The sequence below is a fragment of the Hymenobacter cyanobacteriorum genome (genome assembly GCF_022631375.1).
GTDB lineage: Bacteria > Bacteroidota > Bacteroidia > Cytophagales > Hymenobacteraceae > Hymenobacter > Hymenobacter cyanobacteriorum.
In genome coordinates, this window is sequence record NZ_JALBGC010000001.1 from 1,104,524 (window position 1) to 1,122,229 (window position 17,706).

The window sequence follows — 17,706 nt, forward strand, 5'->3', positions numbered from 1 at the left end:
GTATGTTCGTTTCTGTCATCCTGAGCGCAGCGAAGGACCTTCTCACGTTAGAACGACTTTTGCGGACGTGAGAAGGTCCTTCGCTGCGCTCAGGATGACAGATGTTTGCAAATGACTCGCTGCTTTCTATTTCTTCTTGCCCCACATGGCCACGCCCGCGCCATTCAGGCCGGTGAAAACGGTAGTGGGCTTGCGGTTCTCCCAGTCGCGGCCTTTCTGCACATACAGCTTATCGACGGTACCGTTGCTGTAGCGCATTTCGAGCCAGGGCGCGGCGTAGGTCCAGGTGTTGGCCGCGTTGCCGTTGAAGGTGCCATCGGCGGCGAGCGTGAGCGGCGTGCTCACCTGGAAATCGGGGTTGGTTTGCTCGTTGCCGAAACCCGGCGTCACGCGGTAGCTCAGCTTGATTTGCTCCCAGTCGCCCACCAAATCGGCCTGGGGTGAGGGCGTATTGTCCTCGCCGGCGTAGCGCTCGGGCGATACCACCGGCCAGCCATCAGGCGTCCAGAATATCTTGCGCACGTGCAGGTCCATATAGAAAGCGTCGACACCTGGGCGGCCCTGGTGGGTCATGTAAAACTGCCCGTTGTTCTCGAACACGCCGCAGTGGGCCGTGCCCTGCCAGCCGCCGTGCCCGGCAAACTGGTAAGGGGCCAGAATCATGGGGCCGTGGTCTTCGGTCAGGTTGATGTCGCGCCCGTTGTAGTCCAGAAACGGGCCGGCGGCCGAGGCCGAGCGCCCCACGCGCACGTTGTATTTCGTGAACAGCCAGTCGTAGGAAATGAACAGGTAGTACTTCTTCTGCTCGCTGTTGTAGATGACTTCGGGCCCTTCGATGTTGCCGTTAATCGTGTTGCCGGTGAAGCCGCGCTGCGCAATGCGCTGGCCACGCTGCCCGGGCGTTTGGGCCAGGCCGGTGGCCGGGTCGAGCACCAGGGTATAAATGCCATCGAAAGCCGAGCCGTAGTACATGCGGTGCTGCCCCTGCTGGTCGATGATAACCGTGGGGTCGATGGCGTTGGTTACGGGCGTCGCGGGCAGGTTGGTGGAGGTCACCACCACGCCGCGCTCCGTCCAGGGGCCGAGCGGCGAGCTGGCGGTGGCCAGGCCAATCACGCTCAGCTTGAACTGGTCAGAGGCCAGCGAGTAGTACAGGCGAAACTCGTTGTTCACCTTGATGACGTAGGGCGCCCACAGCAGGCGGTTGGGCACGCCACCGTTCTGCCGGATGAAGGCGCTGCCCATGGCGGGCGGGGTCGTGAACACCCACCCCACGTACTCCCACTGAATCAGGTCTTTCGAGCGGCGCACCTGCAGGCCGGGCGTCAGCACGGCATCCGACAAGCCGTAGCCCACGTCGGTGCTGTAGCAGTAATAATAGTCGCCGTCCTTGATGATGGCCGGGTCGTGCACGTTGTAGGAAGCCCAGCTGCGGTAGCTGGCCAGCGGCGCCACCTCGGGGTAGGTATCCTTAATGGTGTTGATGTCGAACGCGCCCGTGGTGGGCGGCTGCGCGGTGGGCACGAAGGCCGGAGTAGGCTCCTTTTTGCAGGCCCCCAGGCCCAATACCGCCAGCAGCTGCACTGCTGCGACAAACCGATACACGTGCTTTTTCATAGTTAGCGTAGGCTAGTATTAAGTAGGAAGTAGTGAGCAGTGGAAATCATCTGTCATCCTGAGCGCAGCGAAGGGCCTTGTCACCAGTGAGCAACAGGTATTTAATAGCTATTCAACCGTCATAAGGTCCTTCGCTGCACGCAGGATGACAGGCGACTAAAAGACCAAAAGGCAAACCCACAAAAGCCAAAACGGGAGCGTGACCTAACGACACGCTCCCGTTTTAGACTGTTAATCAAGGGGGCAGCTGCGCGCCGACCCTACCAGAACTTCGTATACAAAGCCGTCAGCATCAGCATCGTAATCACAATGAGCGTCATCGTCTGGGTGCTCACGCGGAACATGCTGGCATCGAGCTGAATGGAGCGGGCATTCACCACCGGGCCGGCCAGGCTCACGCTCACCATCAGCACCATCGTCATGACAAACGACAGGCCCATGCAAATCAGGAAGGGGATTTCGTACACGCCCGCGCTGTTGCGGAAAGCGGTGTAGAGGAAGGTTTCGGGGCCTAGCACGGCGGGCGCGTAGTTGTTGAAGAACACCGACAGCGCGAAGCCCGCCAGAATGCCCACAATGCCGGCCGTGGCCGTGGTGCGCTTCCAGAACATGCCCAACAGGAACACCGCCAGAATGCCGGGCGAGATGAAGCCCGTGTACTTCTGAATGAACTGGAAGCCGCCCTCGCCGCCAATGCCCAGCAGGTCCTTCCAAGTGAAGCACACGCTCAGCACCACGGCCGCCAGAATGGTGAAGCGGCCAACCAGCACCTGCTTCTTCTCCGAAGCGTCCTTGTTCAGGTAGCGCTTGTAGATGTCGAGGGTGAAGATGGTCGAAATCGAATTCACCTTGCCCGCCAGCGAGGCCACGATGGCGGCGGTGAGGGCCGCCATGCTCAGGCCCTTCAGGCCGTTGGGCAGGAAGGTGAGGATGGCCGAATACGCGTTGTCGGAGTTGAACGCGCCGGTGCTGGCCATTTCGGCCTGCAGGCTGCCGTTGCGGTAGAGCACGTAAGCCGCGATGCCGGGCAGCATCACAATCACGGGCATCATCAGCTTGAGAATACCGGCGAACAGGATGCCGGTGCGGGCCGTGTGTAAATCAGCCCCCAGCGCGCGCTGGGTGATGTACTGGTTACAGCCCCAGTAGTTCAGATTCACAATCCACTGGCCGGCGAAGTACATGGCGATGCCGGGCAGGGCCAGGTACTTATCGACTTCGACCTGCGGTGTGGCGCTGGTGGGCTTGTCGAATATCATGCGGAAGTGGTCGGGCGCTTTGTCCATCAAGGCATTAAAGCCTGAGATAGCGCCGCCGCCCAGGCCGAACTTGGTGCTCACCAAACTCAGGGCGATGTAGGTGGTGACGAGGCCGCCCACTACGAGCACGACTACCTGCACCACGTCGGTGTAGCCCACCACCTTCATGCCGCCAATGGAAATCAGCAGCGAGAACAGCGCCAGCAGGATGATGATGGTGTGGAAGGAGTCGCCGCCTACCAGGTTGCTCAGCGCCAGCGCGCCCAGGTACAGAATGGACGTGAGGTTGACCAGCACGTACAGAAACAACCAGAAAATGCTCATAATCAGGCTCAGCGTGCTGTTGTAGCGCTGCTCCAGAAACTGCGGCATCGTGAAGATTTTATTCTTCAAATACACCGGCATGAAGAACACGGCCACGATGATGAGCACCACGGCCGCCACCCACTCGTAGGCCGCCACCGCCACGCCCACCTTAAAGCCCGAGCCCGACATGCCAATGAACTGCTCGGCCGAGATGTTCGAGGCAATCATGCTCGCGCCAATGGCCCACCACGTGAGCGAGCCCTCGGCCAGAAAGTAGTCTTTGGTGCTCTGCTCGGCCTTTTTCTTGCTCTGGTAGATGTAGAAGCCGTAGGCCGACACCCCCAGTAAGTAAAAGAAAAAGACCAGCAGGTCCAGCGTGGTTAAATTGTTCCGCATGGGAAGATTTGGGTGGGGATGCGTTGGGTTATGCCTGATTTTAGAACGTCATGCTGAGCGTAGCCGAAGCATCTCGCTCGTGGCAGTAATCCTCGTCAAAAAAGGATTAGTGGCAGCACGCGAGATGCTTCGGCTGCGCTCAGCATGACGTTCTTTTCTTATCGTTCTGTTAATGCAGTCGTTCTAGCGACCAGCGAAGGCCACCTCGTTATAGCGCAGCTCGTTTTTGAACGTCCGCAGCTTGGTGTCGGCGTCGATAATCACGAACTCGATGCCGGCCATTTCGGCGAAGTCCTCGAGGTATTCGGAGGTCAGGTTCTGGCTGTAGCCGGTGTGATGGGCGCCACCGGCCAGAATCCAGGCGGCCGCGCCGGTGTTCAGGTCGGGCAGCACTTTCCAGAGCACGCGGGCCACGGGCAGCTTGGGCAGGTCCTGGGCGGGCAGCACGGCCTCCACCTCGTTCACTACGAGGCGGAAACGGTGGCCGAGGTCCACGATGGTGGCATTCAGGGCCGCTCCTGCCGGGCAGTTGAACACCAGGCGGGCCGGGTCGGCCTTGCCGCCGATGCCCAGCGGATGCACTTCCACTTTCACCTTGCCCTCGGCAATGCTGGGGCAGATTTCGAGCATGTGTGAGCCGAGCACCTGCTCGTTGCCGGGCTCGAAGTGGTAGGTGTAATCCTCCATGAAGGAGTTGCCGCCAGGCAGGCCCGCGCCCATCACCTTCATGGCGCGCACCAGGGCCGACGTTTTCCAGTCGCCCTCGCCGCCGAAGCCGTAGCCCTCGGCCATCAGGCGCTGCGTGGCGATGCCGGGCAGCTGCGCCATGCCGTGCAAATCCTCGAAAGTATCGGTGAAGCCAATGGCCTTGTTGTCCTGCAGAAACTTGCGCATGCCGACTTCAATTTTGGCGGCTTCGCGCAGGCTGTCGCGCTGGGCACCGCCGGCTTTCAGGTCGTCGGCTAGGTCGTATTCCTGCTCGTAGGTAGCCAGCAGCGCGTCCACATCGGCATCCGAAGCGGCGTTGATAACGGCCACCAAATCGCCGATGCCGTAGGTGTTCACCGAGTAGCCGAATTTGAATTCGGCCTCTACTTTGTCGCCTTCGGTTACGGCCACGTAGCGCATGTTGTCGCCGAAGCGCACGATGCGCGCGCCCTGCCAGTCGGCCCAGGCGCAGGCCGCTCGCGCCCAGATGCTGAGGCGCTCGTGCACGTCGGCGCTCTGCCAGTGGCCCACCACCACCTTGCGCTTTAGCTTCAGCCGCGCCCCGATGAAGCCAAACTCGCGGTCGCCGTGCGCCGACTGGTTGGTGTTCATGAAATCCATGTCGATGTCGGCCCACGGAATGTCGCGGTTGAACTGCGTGTGCAGGTGCGCCAGCGGCTTTTGCAGGATTTTCAGGCCGTTTATCCACATTTTGGCCGGCGAGAAGGTGTGCATCCAGGCAATCAGGCCCACGCAGTTCTCGGTGGTGTTGGCCTCGCGCACCAGCTGCGTAATGCCGTCCGGCCCCGTCAGCACGGGCTTATACACGATTTTGATGGGCAGCGCGGAGCCGAGGGCTTCGGCAATCTGCTGCGAGTGCTGGGCTACCTGCTCCAGAGTTTCGGGGCCGTAGAGGTGCTGGCTGCCGGTGATGAACCAGGCTTCGTAGTGGGTGAGGTCAATCATTGTTTTAAACTGTTAGCTAATAGCTTTTAGCCGTTAGCTTTTTTGTTTGAGGAAGAGAATCGGATAGTTTCTGCCAGAAGCTAACAGCTAATAGCCGTCAGCTAAAAGCTAAAAACTCACTGCCCGTAATAGGATTTTGCGCCGTGCTTGCGCTCGTAGTGCTTGGTAATCAAAGCATCTTTCAACCGCTCTACGCCCGGGCGCAACGTGCAGCTGAGGTAGGCCAGGCGGGCCAGTTCTTCGAGCACGGCGCTGTGATACACGGCCTTTTCCACGGTTTTGCCCCAGGTGAAAGGCGCGTGGTTGCCCACGAGAATCATCTCAACTTCGCTGGGCGAGAGGCCACGCTTCTCGAACTCGTTGATGATTTGCCAGCCGGTCTGGTGCTCGTAGTCGCCTTCGATGAGTTCGTCGCTCATGGGCGGGGCGCAGGGCACGTCCACGGTGAGGTGGTCGGCGTGGGTGGTGCCCAGAATCGGGATATCGAGCTGCGCTTGGGCCCAGGCAGTGGCGTAGGTGCTGTGCGTGTGCACGATGCCGCCAATTTCGGGCCACTGCTTGAAGAGCAGCGCGTGCGTTTTCGTATCCGACGACGGCCGCTTGCTGCCTTCCACCGCGTTGCCTTCGAAATCGACAATCACGATGTCTTCGGGCGTGAGCGTGGCGTAGGGCACCCCGCTGGGCTTGATGGCGAACACGCTACGCTCCCGGTCGACCACGCTGGCGTTGCCGAAGGTGAAGAGCACCAGCCCGAGCTTGGGCAGTTGCATGTTGGCCTCGTAGCAGGCTTGTTTCAGGGCTTGGTATTGGCTCATTCTAGTGAGGGTAGTGCTTCAACAGGTCATGCTGAGCGCAGTCGAAGCATCTCTACCGCTTCGTTGAATCGATTTGAATTAGTGTTGCGGGAGAGATGCTTCGACAAGCTCAGCATGACGTTCTTCCGTCACGGATTTGCTCTGCTCCTCCCCTACCGTGGCTTTTTCCACGAACTGCCCGAAGGCTTGGTACTGGGCGTAGCGGACGGCGTAGTCGGCCACGCGGGCGGGGTTGGGCGTGTAGGTTTCGGCGAAACCCGAGCCCATGGCCTTCTGCGCGGTCGTCACGTCGGGCTGGATACCGGCGGCCACGGCGGCGTAGATGGCCGAGCCCAGCGCAGGCGCCTGCTCCGACACGGCAATTCTGATGGGCCGGTCGAGCACGTCGGCGAGGGTCTGCATCACGAAGCGCGACTTTTTGGCCACGCCACCGATACCAATCACCTGCTTAATCGGGATGCCTTCGCTTTCGAAGCGTTCCACAATCTGCTTCGAACCGTAGCAGATGGCTTCTACCAACGCCCGGAAAATCTGGGGAGCGTTGGTGCCCATCGTCAGGTTCATCAGCGCGCCTTTCAGGGCTTGGTTGGCGTCGGGCGTGCGGCGGCCATTCACCCAATCGAGGGCCAATACATGCGACTCTTCGGGGTCCACAGCGGCAGCCGCGTCGCTAAGCTGCACTAGCAGGGCGTCGCTCATTTCTTCGCGCAGGGCGGCCTGTAGCTCCGGCGTCAGCACTTTGGAGTGCGGCAGCACGTGGTGCAGCGGCCACTCCACGATGTTGCGGAACCAGGCCAGCAAATCGCCGAAAGCCGACTGCCCGGCCTCCAAACCCAGCATGCCGGGAATAACGGAGCCATCGACCTGCCCGCAGATGCCGGCCACGAGGTGGTCGCCCACTTCGGCGGTGGGCGCTATCACGATGTCGCAGGTACTCGTGCCCATCACCTTCACCATCGAGTAGGCCTCGATTTCGCCCGCCACCGCGCCGGCGTGCGCATCGAACGAACCCACGGCTACCACGGTATCAGTAGTCAGGCCCAGACGCTGCGCCCACTCCTCGGAGAGGTGGCCGGCCACCTGGTCGGCGGTGTAGGTTTCGGTGAATAATCGATTGTGTAAACCGGCCAGTTTTGGTTCGAGGTACGTGAGGAACTGCTCGGCGGGCAGTCCACCCCAGCTCTCGTGCCACATGGCCTTGTGGCCGGCGGCGCAGCGGCTGCGCCGGAAGCTGGCGAGGTCGCCGCCGGTGAGCAGCAGCGTCATCCAGTCGCAGTGCTCCATCCAGGAGTGCGCGGCAGCGGCTACGGCCTCGTCTTCGCGCAGGATGTGCATGATTTTCGCCCAAAACCACTCCGACGAGTAGATGCCACCCTCGAAGCGGGTGTAGTCCTCGCCGCCCCAGGTGCGGGCCTTGTGGTTGATTTCGGCCGCTTCGGCCAGCGCCGTGTGGTCTTTCCAGAGCACGAACAGGGCGTTGGGATTCTCGGCAAATTCGGGCAGCAGGCCCAGGGCCACGCCGTCGGCGTTTACCGGGCCGGGCGTGCTGCCGGTGGTATCAATGGCCAGGCCCACAATCTGGGCGGCGGGCACCTGCTGGGCCACCTGCCGCACGGTGCTTTCGAGGCCTTCGATGTAATCGAGCGGGTGCTGGCGGAACTGGTTTTTAGTGGCCTGGCAGTAGCGGCCGGCCTTCCAGCGCGGGTAGTAGTGCACGGCCTGGGCGATTTCGGCCCCGGTGCGGGCATTCACGAGCAGGGCCCGCACGGAGTCGGTGCCGTAGTCGATGCCGATGACGTAAGCGGTGGGTTGTTCTTGCACGGTGATGGTTTATTTAATAGTTGTTGAGCCAGCGTGTCTGTCATTGCGAGTGGAGCGCAGCGCAACGCGGCAATCCTTCCTCCCGATGTAGAAAACCTGATGATGTGATAAGCTTCCTCAAAGTTAGATTATCGATTGTGAAAAACACTATTTAAAAGGTTGTCACATCTCAATGGCTTTGCGCTTCTGGAGGAAGGATTGCCGCGTTGCGCTGCGCTCCACTCGCAATGACAGGCGCGCCCAAATAGATGCGCCCTTTACTTGCGCACGCCGAAGGTGTAGGTGCTCACCGTGTGGTAGGTTTCGCCCGGCTTCAGCACGGTGCTGGGGAACTTGGGCTGGTTGGGCGAGTCGGGGAAGTGCTGGGTTTCGAGGCAGAAGCCAGCGTGCTTGCCGTACACGGTGCCGCCCTTGCCTTTGAGGGTACCGTCGAGGAAGTTGCCGGTGTAGAACTGGATGCCGGGCTGGTCGGTGGTCACTTCCATGGTGCGGCCCGAGGCGGGGTCGTACACGGTGGCGGCGCTGTGCTGGCCGGTGGTATTGTTCAGCACCCAGTTGTGGTCGTAGCCGCCGGGCACCTGCGCGATGCGCTCGCCGATGGCGTGGGGCGTGGTGAAATCGAAGGGCGTGCCCTTCACCGGGCGCAGCTCGCCGGTCGGAATCAGGTCGGCGTCAACCACGGTGTAGCGGTCGGCCGGAATGGTTACTTTGTGGGCCAGGATGTCCTTGCTCACGCCGTGGCTCAGGTTGAAGTAGGCGTGGTTGGTGAGGTTGACGACGGTGGCCTTGTCGGTGGTGGCGGTGTAGTCGATTTGCAGGGCGTTGGCGTCGGTGAGGGTGTACACCACCGTGATTTGCAGGTTGCCGGGGTAGCCTTCCTCGCCGTCCTTGCTCAGGTATTTGAGGGTGAGCGTCTGGCCTTCAGCCGAAGTGCCGGGCGTGGCTTCCCAGATGCGCTGGTCGTAGCCCGTTTTGCCGCCGTGCAGGCTGTTGGCGCCGTTGTTGGTGGGCAGTTGGTACTGCTTGCCGTCGAGCGTGAATTTGCCTTTGGCAATGCGGTTGCCGTAGCGGCCGATGAGCGCGCCGATGTAGGGGTTGGCCTTGCGGAAAGCCGGGCTCTGGTAGTCGCTCACGCTGTCGAAACCGAGCACCACGTCGCCCATCTTGCCGTCTTTGTCGGGCATCATCAGGCTCACGAGGGTGCCAGCGTAGTTGGTGATGGCGGCCTTGGCGCCCTGCTTGTTGGTGAGGGTGAACAGCTGGATTTCGGTCCCGTCGAGGGCTTTGCCGAAGGAGGCGGAAGTGGGCATGGCGGCGGCTTTCGTGGAGGTGGAATCGGCGGCCGGAGCCGTCGCGGTGGTTTGCTCTGCCGATGGGTTAGACCCGCAGGCGGCCAGCAGCAGCAGGCCGGGCAATGTTACGGCCAGCAGCCCGGAACGACGAAATGACATCATGAATGAAGTGGGGAAATGAATGACAGCGTGAAGATTAAAGACGGCTAGGCGCCCGGGCGGCAGGCTATTGCACCGTTAGCTTTTGGGTGGCGGAGGCATCGCCCTGCTGCACCCGCACCAGGTAGAGGCCGGGCGCAAGCGTGGTTTCTACAGCCAGCTTCGTTTGCGTAGCGCCGTAGGCCTGGCGGTACACCAGCTGCCCTTGCAAGTTAAACACAGCCACCGTGGTCGCGGCCGGCTTGCTGCCCGAGAGGGCCACCGTGAAGCCGCCGCGCTCGGCTGGCACCGGGAAGATGCTCAGGCCCGTGAGCTTCTTCGCATCGGCAGTAGCCGTGACAGTACCGCCGAGGGTGAAACGCTGGTTGGCCAGCCCATTGTAGTCGAACAAGCCCAGCTGCTGGCCGGCGGCGGTAGCAGCATTCGGTACTTCCACCGCACGGCCGCCATTGAGTGAGGTGAGTACGAGCGTGCCGTCGTTGGCGCGGTTGATGTGAAACTGCTTGCAGCTCAGAAAGCTGTAGTTGCCGAGTTGCAGCAGCGAGCCGTTGGTGGGCGAGCAGCTGGCTACCGTTACGGCCAGGCCACCCTGGGCACTGGTGATTTTGTAGTCGCCATCGCCGAGCGAGGTGAAATCCCAGCGCTGGCAGTCTTGGCCGGTGCGGGCGGCCTGCGCAATGGGCTGGCCGCTGGCGCCAGTGCAGCCGGTGGCTTCCCACACGAGGCCGGCGCTAGTGCCCACCTCGTAGCGGCCGGGCGTGGCCCAGTCGCGCGTCACCACGGGCCAGCCGGCGTCCCAGGTCAGCTTGGCGAGGCCCAGCTTGGGGGCGCCGTTGTCTTCGCCATCATAGTAATGGTGCGAGAAGAAGTTAGCGCCGCCTTCGGTGATGATGCCGGCGTGGCCGGGGCCCACGTAGCGGCCCGACACGTTGAGCACCAGCGTACCGCCGCCGCTATTAATGCTCACGCCGTTCTGGTCGAGGAAGGGGCCGGTGGGCGAGGTCGAGCGGCCCACCATGATGTAGTAGGTGCTGTTCACGCCGTTGCAGCAGGCGCCACGGTTGAAGAACATGTAGTAGTAGCTGCCGTTTTTGGTGAGGTAGGCCGCTTCGGGGTTGCCGTTTACCACCGCAAACTGGTTGCCCTGGTTGATGATTTTGCCAGTGGTTGCATCGAGCTGCGTGGTGCGGATACCACCGAAAAACGAGCCGTAGGTGAACCACACGTCGCCGTTGGTATCCTTGAAAATGGCCGGGTCGATGGCATTCACGGCGCTGCCGTTGTTGGTTTGAATCACCGCGCCCTGGTCGACCCAGGCGTAGTTGGGGCTGGTAGGGTCGAGCGTGACGTTGGTGGCCAGGCCGATGGCCGACACCTTCGAGCCAAACGAGGAGCAGGAATAGTACAGGTAATACTTCCCGTTCATGAAAATGCACTCCGGCGCCCAAAAATTGCCACCGAAGCCGGGCACCGCCGTATTTATCCAGGCCGGGTAGCCGTTGTTCTGGAACACCGGACGCGGCCCGGCGGTCCACTTCACCAGGTCGGTCGAGTACAGGCTGGTGATGCCCTGGCCGGTAGTGAAGGTCCAGTATTTGTTGCCGTCTTTGATGACGGTGGACGGGTCGTGCGCGCCGACGGCACCTTTCTGGGCCTGGGCGTTCAGGCCGAGGAGCGTCAGCAGGAAAAAGCACAAGGCGCGGACGTAGCGCTTCACCCCCGGCCCCTCTCCGATGGAGAGGGGAGCCGGACGACTCGTGGATGGCAAACCGAGGAGAGTATTTGTAATAGCGTTACGCATAGTGGATGGGAATAAGGCGGAAAGTTCTTTATCAGGTCTGACTACTCAATTCTTGCTTCTCAATTCCCCTCCCCTACTCGCCGCTGGGCTTGAGGATGTCCACGTTGATGGCCACGGGCACGCCGAAATTGGGCGTGCCGTCGGCGTTCCAGGTGAATTTCTGCATGCGGGGGTTGCGCTTTTCCACGCAGCCTTCGTTGGGGTTGGAGTTGGCGTGGTACACAATCCAGCTTTCCTGGCCGTCTTTCGAGGTGAAGAAGCAGTTGTGCCCAGTGGCGTAGGCGCGGTTGGCGGGGTTTTGCGAAAATACGGGCTGGGCCGATTTCGTCCAGGAGGCCGCCAGCATGGGGTCGGCGGTGCTGGTGGTCGTGAGCATGCCCAGGGCGTACTGGTCGGTGCCGCAGAAGCTGGCTGAGTACACTAGGAAGGTTTTGCCGCCGCGCTGCAGAATTTCGGGGCCTTCGTTCACGTAGGGCGGGCCCACGTTTTCCCAGCCGAATTCGGGGTGCGACAGCTCCACGCGCGGGCCGGTGAGGCTCCAGGGGTTGCTCATGCGCGAGATGAACAGGCGCTGAATGGCGTCCACCCCATTGTGGCCCGACCAGATGAGGTAACGGTTGCCGTTCTGCTCCAGCACGGTACCATCGATGGCCCAGAAGTCGGCCGTCGGGTTGTAGATGCGGCCTTTATCAACCCAGGTTCCTTTGGTGGGGTCGGCGTTGCTGTTTTCGAGCACCCAGGTGCGCTGCAGCCCGAAATCGCCGGGGGCAATACCGGCCGTGTAGTAGATGTACCACTTGCCGTCGAAGAAATACAGCTCGGGGGCCCACAGGTTGGCCGAGGCCGCGCCGGTGGCGGCCGGCGTCCAGACCACGGTGGCCGAGGTGGTGCGCAGGTCCGACATCTTCGCGGTTTTCCAGATGGCCAGCCGGTCGTTCAGCGTGCTCATGAAGTAGTAGAAACCGTCCTTTTGCGCCACCCACGGGTCGGGGCCCGAGCTCAGCAGCGGGTTCTGGAACGTGGTGGCCGTGGTAGTGGTCGGCGCGGGCGGCGGCACAAAGGGCACATTCTGGCTCTTGGCGCAGCCGCCCGCGCCCAGCAGCGGCAGCAGCACGAGCAGCAACAGGCGACGGAAGCGGGGGTTGGACATGGGTGGGATTGGAGAGAGTTGAGAAGCGGAATAAAACAGAAAATCAGAACGTCATGCTGAGCACAGTCGAAGCATCTCTACCGCCTCGATGCCTGGCCTCACCAACCATCATTGCAGCGAATTAGTCCCACCTCATTCGTTGCAGCAAACGAGTTATGTGTGCGGGAGAGATGCTTTGACAAGCTCAGCATGACCGTTCTGTATGTTTTCGGCTAACGAACCAGCGGTTTAGAAGCCCGGGTTCTGACGCAGGTTTTTGTCGATGTCGATTTCCGTCTGCGGGATGGGCAACAGCTTGTTTTTGGGCGAGATGAAGTTGTTGAAGTCGGCATCGCGGGCGCGCAGCTCGTTCAGGCCGGCGGCCGTGTCGAACAGGCCGTAGCGCACGATGTCGCTCCAGCGGGTGCCTTCGCCGGCCAGCTCGGTGATGCGCTCGTGGCGAATCTGGTCGCGCATGGCTTCCTGCGTGAACGTGCCGGTGAGGGGCGTCAGGTTCACCGAGGCGCGCTGGCGCACCTGGTTGATGAGCGGAATAGCAGCGCCGGGCTGGCCCAGCTCGTTCAGGGCTTCGGCCTGCATCAGCAGCACGTCGGCGTAGCGAATCAGGCGAATGTTGATGCCCGAGAAAAAGTCTTCGAAGTTGCGGGTGCGGTCGTTCTGGTACTTGCGCCACAGCAGGCGCGTGGGGTTGATGTTGAGGCCGCCGACGCCGACAAACGTTTTGCCGTAGAGCGTGGGCGTGCCCGTGGCGCTGAAGATGGTGTTGTCGCGGCGCGGGTCGACGCCGCCGCCCACGCGCGTGTCGTAGTACTCCTGAAACAGCCAGCGGCGCACTTCCACGTCGGTGAAGCCGATGCCGGGAGGGCCGAAGAACTGGGCGCGCTCGTTGCCCTCAGCGGCCCCGGGAAAGTCCTGGCCGAACGTCTTGTTCACGCCCGAGAACTGGACTTCGTAGATGGATTCGCTGTTGTTCTCGTTGCTCTCGGTGAAGTTGTCGGCGTAGTTGGCCACCAGCGAGTATTTACCCGAGCCGATGACTTCAGCAAACTGCTTCGAGGCCTCGCTCCAGTTGCGCTGCTGCATGTACACCTTGCCCATGAGGGCGGCGGCGGCCCCGCGGGTGGCGCGGCCCAGGTTGGTGGCGTCATAGCTGGCGGGCAGGTCGGCCTTGGCCGTGGTCAGGTCCTTGATAATCTGACCGTATACCACGTCCTGCGATACCTGGGGCACGCGGGTGGTGGCATCGGCCAGGGTCGTCACCAGCGGCAGGTTGCCGAAGAGCAGGGCCAAATCGTAGTAGCACAGCGAGCGCAGAAACAGCGCCTCGGCCAGAATCTGCTTTTTCTGGGTAGCGTCCATGTCGATGCCCGGCACCTTGGTCAGCACCTGGTTGGCCCGGAAAATCATGCGGTACATGTCGTTCCAAAGGAAGGCCGAGCGGCCGTCGGTGGTGCTAATCTGGCGGAACACCAGGTACTGGTTCAGGCCGCCGTCGGGGGTGTTGGTGAACGACTCGTCGGTGCGGCCCGTGGTGGCGAAGTGCCAGTACAGGCTGTAGGTCGAGAAAATCTGCTGGCCCGAGTACACGGCCAGCACGCCACGGTTGGCGTCGTCGGCCGTTTTCCAGAACTGGGCGGTGCTGGGCACGTTGGGGTCCACCTGCTCCAGCAGGTCCTTGTTGCAGCTGGTGGTGCTCAGCAGCAGCACGCTACCCAGGGCGATGAGGGAATTTTTAGAGAATTTCATGGGAAGTGAGTCAGAAGGGAGGGGGAACAATGCGGCGAAACCGGGCCCTTAGAAATTAACCTGCAGGCCACCCGTGAAGGTGCGCACGTTGGGGTAGGTGCCGTTGTCGAGGCCGCGGCCGAAGAAGCCCGTGCCGGGCGTTTCGGGGTCGAAGCCGGTGTACTTGGTGAAGGTCACAATGTTGCGGCCCGTCAGGTACACGCGCACGGTGCCCAGGCTGGGCACGTGGCTGGTGAAGGACTTGGGAAAAGTGTAGCCCAACTGCACGTTTTTCAGGCGCAGGTAGCTGCCGTCTTCCACCCAGCGGGTGCTGGCCAGCTCGTAGTTTTTCACGGCTTCGGCACCGCCGCCGTACACCAGGCGCGGGGTGGTGTTGCTCTGGTTTTCGGGGGTCCAGGGCGTGAGGTCGCGGCGGAAGTTGGTATCGCCGTTCAGGCCGTCCACGGCCGTGCGGGTGATGTTGAGCACGTCGTTGCCCGTTACGCCCTGCCAGAACACGCTCAGGTCGAAGCCCTTGTAGCCAGCGGTCAGGTTCAGGCCGTACTGCAGCGTGGGGAAGGGGTTGCCGTAATAGTTGCGGTCGCCCGAGTAGGTGATGGCCCCGTCGCCGTTGGCATCCTTGTACTTCACGTCGCCGGGCTTGGCCAGCGGCTGAATCACCTTGCCGTCGGCACTCTTGTAGTTGTCGATTTCGGCCTGGCTCTGGAAAATGCCCAGCATTTCGAGCACGTAGAGACGGCTCAGGGGCTGGCCCACTTCGGTGCGCGTCACGCCAAAGTCGCCCGGAATCACGGGCTGCAGGTCGGAGAGCTGCAGCACTTTGTTGCGCACCGTGGCCAGGGTCAGGTCGGCCCCGTAGGTAAACGCTTTCTTGCTTTCGTGGTAGCCGAGGGCAAATTCCCAGCCCTTGTTCTCAATCTGGCCCAGGTTGCTGAACGGCTGGCCAAAACCGGCCGTGCCGATGTAGGCGGGCAGCGGCGGGCTCACCAGCGCGTCTTTCGTTTTCGAGATGTAGTAGTCAACCGACAAGCTCATGCGGCTGTCGAGCATGGCCAGGTCGAAGCCGAAATCGGTGGTGTAGCGCGATTCCCAGCGGATGTCCTTGCTTTCGAGGCTGCTCTGAATGGCGGCCGATGCGAGCGTCTGCGTGGTGCCTAGCGGGTAGTAAATGGTTTGCGTTACGCGGGGCTGGTAGAGGTAAGAGCCCGGCAGCAGGTCGTTGCCGTTCACGCCGTAGCTGGCACGCAGCTTCAGGTTGTTCACCACGGGCAGCGCATTGCGGAAGAAGTCTTCCTCGCTGATGCGCCAGCCCACCGAACCCGCGCCAAAGTTGGCGTAGCGTTTCGAGGCATCGAAGCGCGACGAGCCGTCGCGGCGGAAGCTGGCCGTCACCAGGTACCGGTTCTTGTAGTCGTAGTTGAACTGGCTGAAGTACGAGCGTTTGGTGAACACATCGATGCCGCCGCCCACCACGGGCGCCGCGGCCGTGTTGGTGCCGGCCCCCAGCACGAAGAAGTATTGCGGCACCGACGAAAAGCCCGTGGCGTTGGCCGTGGCGTTGTTCACGTCGGTGCGCTGCTCCGAGTAGCCCAGCACGCCGTTCACGCCGTGGTCGCCGAAGCGCTTGTTGAAGTTCAGCGTGTTCTCGATGAGGGTGAACGTCGAGGTGCCCCGGTTTTCGAATAGGTAGGTCGTGTTCGGCGTCGACTCACCCAAGCGGATGTAGCCTTCGCGGCGGGCGTTTTTGTCGTTGTAGTCGTGCACTTCCAGGCCCAGGTTCAGGCGGTACGACAGCCAGTCGGTGAAGGCAAACTCGGCGTAGGCGCTGCCCTGCAGGCGGTTGTTTTTCTGGGTGCGGTTCAGGATTTCCTGCGCCCCAATCGGGTTCACCGAGTAGTTGAACAGGTTGGCGCTGCCGTAGCCGTAGCCGCCAAAGTTGGCCGGGTTGCGCACCGGAATGCCCGGCAGCTCGGCCAGCACGTCCACAAACGGTACTTCGTTCAGCAGCGTGGTGTTGATGTGCGTGAGCAGCAGGCTCTCCCCTACCTTGAGGCGGCCGCGCGTCAGGCCCGAGTTCAGGCGCACGCTGTAGCGTTCAAACGACGGGCCTTTCACGATGCCGTCCTGGCGGAAATAGCCGCCCGAGAGCAGGAAGTTGGTGGAGCTTTTGCCGGCCGAGGTACCGCCCGAGAAGCTCAGGTTGTAGTCTTCCACGTTGCCGGTCCGGAAAAACTCCTTCTGCCAGTCCGTGTCAATCGCATCGGAGTAGGCGGCCGTGCCCTTCACCGAGCCGGGCATGCGCAGCGCGGGGTCGAGGCCGGCGTTGCGGTAGGCCACGGCCGAGCGGTCGGCCCATTCGCTGTGGTTGGTCAGGTCAAACTTGCGGTAGATGCTTTCCACGCCCTTGTAGCCGCCGAAGCTGATTTTGGGCTCGCCGGCCTGGCCTTTGCGGGTGGTGATGAGGATAACACCGTTGGCGCCGCGCGAGCCGTATACGGCCGTCGACGACGCGTCCTTCAGCACCGTGGTCGACTCGATGTCGTTCGGGCTCAGGTCGCGGATGTTGTCGGTCCACAATCCGTCAATAACGTAGAGTGGGTTGGCGCCCGAGCCCGTGGTGCCCACGCCGCGAATCAGCACGTTGGGCACGGCCCCGGGGTTGCCGGCGCTTTCAATCGTGACGCCGGCCACGCGGCCCTGCAGGCCCTGCACCAGCGTGGGGGCCGGCGTTTTGGCGGCTTCGCGCACGTCCACGCTGCTCACGGCGCTGGTCACGTTCTGGCGGTCCTGGGTGAGGTAGCCCACCACCACCACGTCGCTCAGCGCCTTGCTGTCCACGGCCAGGGTTACGTCCACGGTTGAGCGGCCACTCACCACCACTTCCTGGCCGGCATAGCCCACGAAGGAGAAAACGAGGGTAGCGCCCTCGGGCGCATCAATGGTATAGCGGCCGTCGGCATCGGTCTGGGTGCCGATGCTGGTGCCTTTCACAATCACGTTCACGCCGGGGATGCCCGCGCCGCTGGCATCGACCACGCGGCCGGCCACGCCGGCGGCGAGCGCCACCGCAGGGGTGGCCAAAGGGGCCGCCGCCGCGGCCACAAGCGGCTGCAGCGGCAGGCAGCAGATGAGGGCCGGTAGCGTTATCCGGCGCAGGTTGGGTACGGGCTTTTTCATGGCTGAAAGAAGTGGTGGGGATTCTCGGGCAATGGGTACACAAACGATTGTGCGATGCAAGCTACACAAACGATTGTGTATTTCAATAAAAAAAGTATAAAAAACGCCTCATCCTGCTAAAAACGCTGTTCGCCGCTCACGAACCACCCGCCTTAGCCGCTGCAACGGAGGCACCAAAAGCAACGACTCACCCGAAATAACGCTGCCTCTCAACGAGCAAAAAAAATCCTCACTGCCAGCGGCAATGAGGACTTCCGTGAGGCGTATTGGGCTCGAACCAACGACCTCCACCGTGTCAGGGTGGCGCTCTGAACCAACTGAGCTAACACCCCGGCTGACGCACCGACTACCGGCCGGCACTGCCCCAAAGGTAGCGCGCCAAACCCACGAATGCGGCAGGCCGACGCATTTTTTTGTGCGCCAAGCCACCGGCGGGCAACCTTCTGGCCCCGGCAAAGTATAGGGCAAAACGGAAATAATTATCATCTCTCGT

The 17,706-nt window shown here is 61.9% G+C and carries 10 protein-coding genes and 1 tRNA gene; all 11 read right to left on the bottom strand.

Features of this window, described 5'->3' with window-relative positions; genetic code table 11:
* Window positions 1-126: 126 nt before the first annotated feature.
* Window positions 127-1,617 (bottom strand): arabinan endo-1,5-alpha-L-arabinosidase, encoded by a 1,491-nt coding sequence (locus MON38_RS04695; RefSeq protein ID WP_241934974.1) that lies wholly within the window; start codon window positions 1,615-1,617, stop codon window positions 127-129.
* A 260-nt stretch (window positions 1,618-1,877) separates the two neighbouring features.
* Window positions 1,878-3,578, bottom strand: coding sequence for a sodium:solute symporter family transporter (locus MON38_RS04700; RefSeq protein ID WP_241934975.1), 1,701 nt, complete (start codon window positions 3,576-3,578; stop codon window positions 1,878-1,880).
* 183 nt (window positions 3,579-3,761) lie between these two features.
* Complete coding sequence (araA, locus tag MON38_RS04705; RefSeq protein ID WP_241934976.1) at window positions 3,762-5,252, bottom strand: L-arabinose isomerase; 1,491 nt, start codon at window positions 5,250-5,252, stop codon at window positions 3,762-3,764.
* A gap of 116 nt (window positions 5,253-5,368) precedes the next feature.
* Window positions 5,369-6,067, bottom strand: coding sequence for an L-ribulose-5-phosphate 4-epimerase (locus tag MON38_RS04710; protein WP_241934977.1), 699 nt, complete (start codon window positions 6,065-6,067; stop codon window positions 5,369-5,371).
* A 78-nt stretch (window positions 6,068-6,145) separates the two neighbouring features.
* Window positions 6,146-7,888 (bottom strand): ribulokinase, encoded by a 1,743-nt coding sequence (locus MON38_RS04715; protein WP_241934978.1) that lies wholly within the window; start codon window positions 7,886-7,888, stop codon window positions 6,146-6,148.
* A 257-nt stretch (window positions 7,889-8,145) separates the two neighbouring features.
* Window positions 8,146-9,339, bottom strand: a complete 1,194-nt coding sequence (locus MON38_RS04720; protein ID WP_241935099.1) for an aldose epimerase family protein — start codon at window positions 9,337-9,339, stop codon at window positions 8,146-8,148.
* 67 nt (window positions 9,340-9,406) lie between these two features.
* Window positions 9,407-11,140, bottom strand: coding sequence for a family 43 glycosylhydrolase (locus MON38_RS04725; protein WP_241934979.1), 1,734 nt, complete (start codon window positions 11,138-11,140; stop codon window positions 9,407-9,409).
* A gap of 73 nt (window positions 11,141-11,213) precedes the next feature.
* Window positions 11,214-12,290: a glycoside hydrolase family 43 protein gene (locus tag MON38_RS04730; protein ID WP_241934980.1), complete on the bottom strand. Its 1,077-nt coding sequence runs from the start codon at window positions 12,288-12,290 to the stop codon at window positions 11,214-11,216.
* Window positions 12,291-12,518: 228 nt separating this feature from the next.
* The gene (locus MON38_RS04735; protein WP_241934981.1) at window positions 12,519-14,036 is read right to left on the bottom strand and encodes a RagB/SusD family nutrient uptake outer membrane protein; all 1,518 of its coding nucleotides are present in this window, start codon (window positions 14,034-14,036) and stop codon (window positions 12,519-12,521) included.
* A gap of 48 nt (window positions 14,037-14,084) precedes the next feature.
* Window positions 14,085-17,213 carry a SusC/RagA family TonB-linked outer membrane protein gene (locus tag MON38_RS04740; protein WP_241934982.1) on the bottom strand — a complete coding sequence of 1,043 codons (3,129 nt, stop codon included), beginning with the start codon at window positions 17,211-17,213 and terminating at the stop codon, window positions 14,085-14,087.
* Between the two features lie 257 nt (window positions 17,214-17,470).
* Window positions 17,471-17,545, bottom strand: a tRNA-Val gene (locus tag MON38_RS04745).
* Window positions 17,546-17,706: the final 161 nt, after the last annotated feature.

Bases quoted from the DNA above. Each gene is read 5' to 3' on its own strand.
- MON38_RS04695 (WP_241934974.1), bottom strand. From the start codon at position 1,617: ATGAAAAAGCACGTGTATCGGTTTGTCGCAGCAGTGCAGCTGCTGGCG.
- MON38_RS04700 (WP_241934975.1), bottom strand. From the start codon at position 3,578: ATGCGGAACAATTTAACCACGCTGGACCTGCTGGTCTTTTTCTTTTAC.
- araA (WP_241934976.1), bottom strand. From the start codon at position 5,252: ATGATTGACCTCACCCACTACGAAGCCTGGTTCATCACCGGCAGCCAG.
- MON38_RS04710 (WP_241934977.1), bottom strand. From the start codon at position 6,067: ATGAGCCAATACCAAGCCCTGAAACAAGCCTGCTACGAGGCCAACATG.
- MON38_RS04720 (WP_241935099.1), bottom strand. From the start codon at position 9,339: ATGTCATTTCGTCGTTCCGGGCTGCTGGCCGTAACATTGCCCGGCCTG.
- MON38_RS04725 (WP_241934979.1), bottom strand. From the start codon at position 11,140: ATGCGTAACGCTATTACAAATACTCTCCTCGGTTTGCCATCCACGAGT.
- MON38_RS04730 (WP_241934980.1), bottom strand. From the start codon at position 12,290: ATGTCCAACCCCCGCTTCCGTCGCCTGTTGCTGCTCGTGCTGCTGCCG.
- MON38_RS04735 (WP_241934981.1), bottom strand. From the start codon at position 14,036: ATGAAATTCTCTAAAAATTCCCTCATCGCCCTGGGTAGCGTGCTGCTG.
- MON38_RS04740 (WP_241934982.1), bottom strand. From the start codon at position 17,213: ATGAAAAAGCCCGTACCCAACCTGCGCCGGATAACGCTACCGGCCCTC.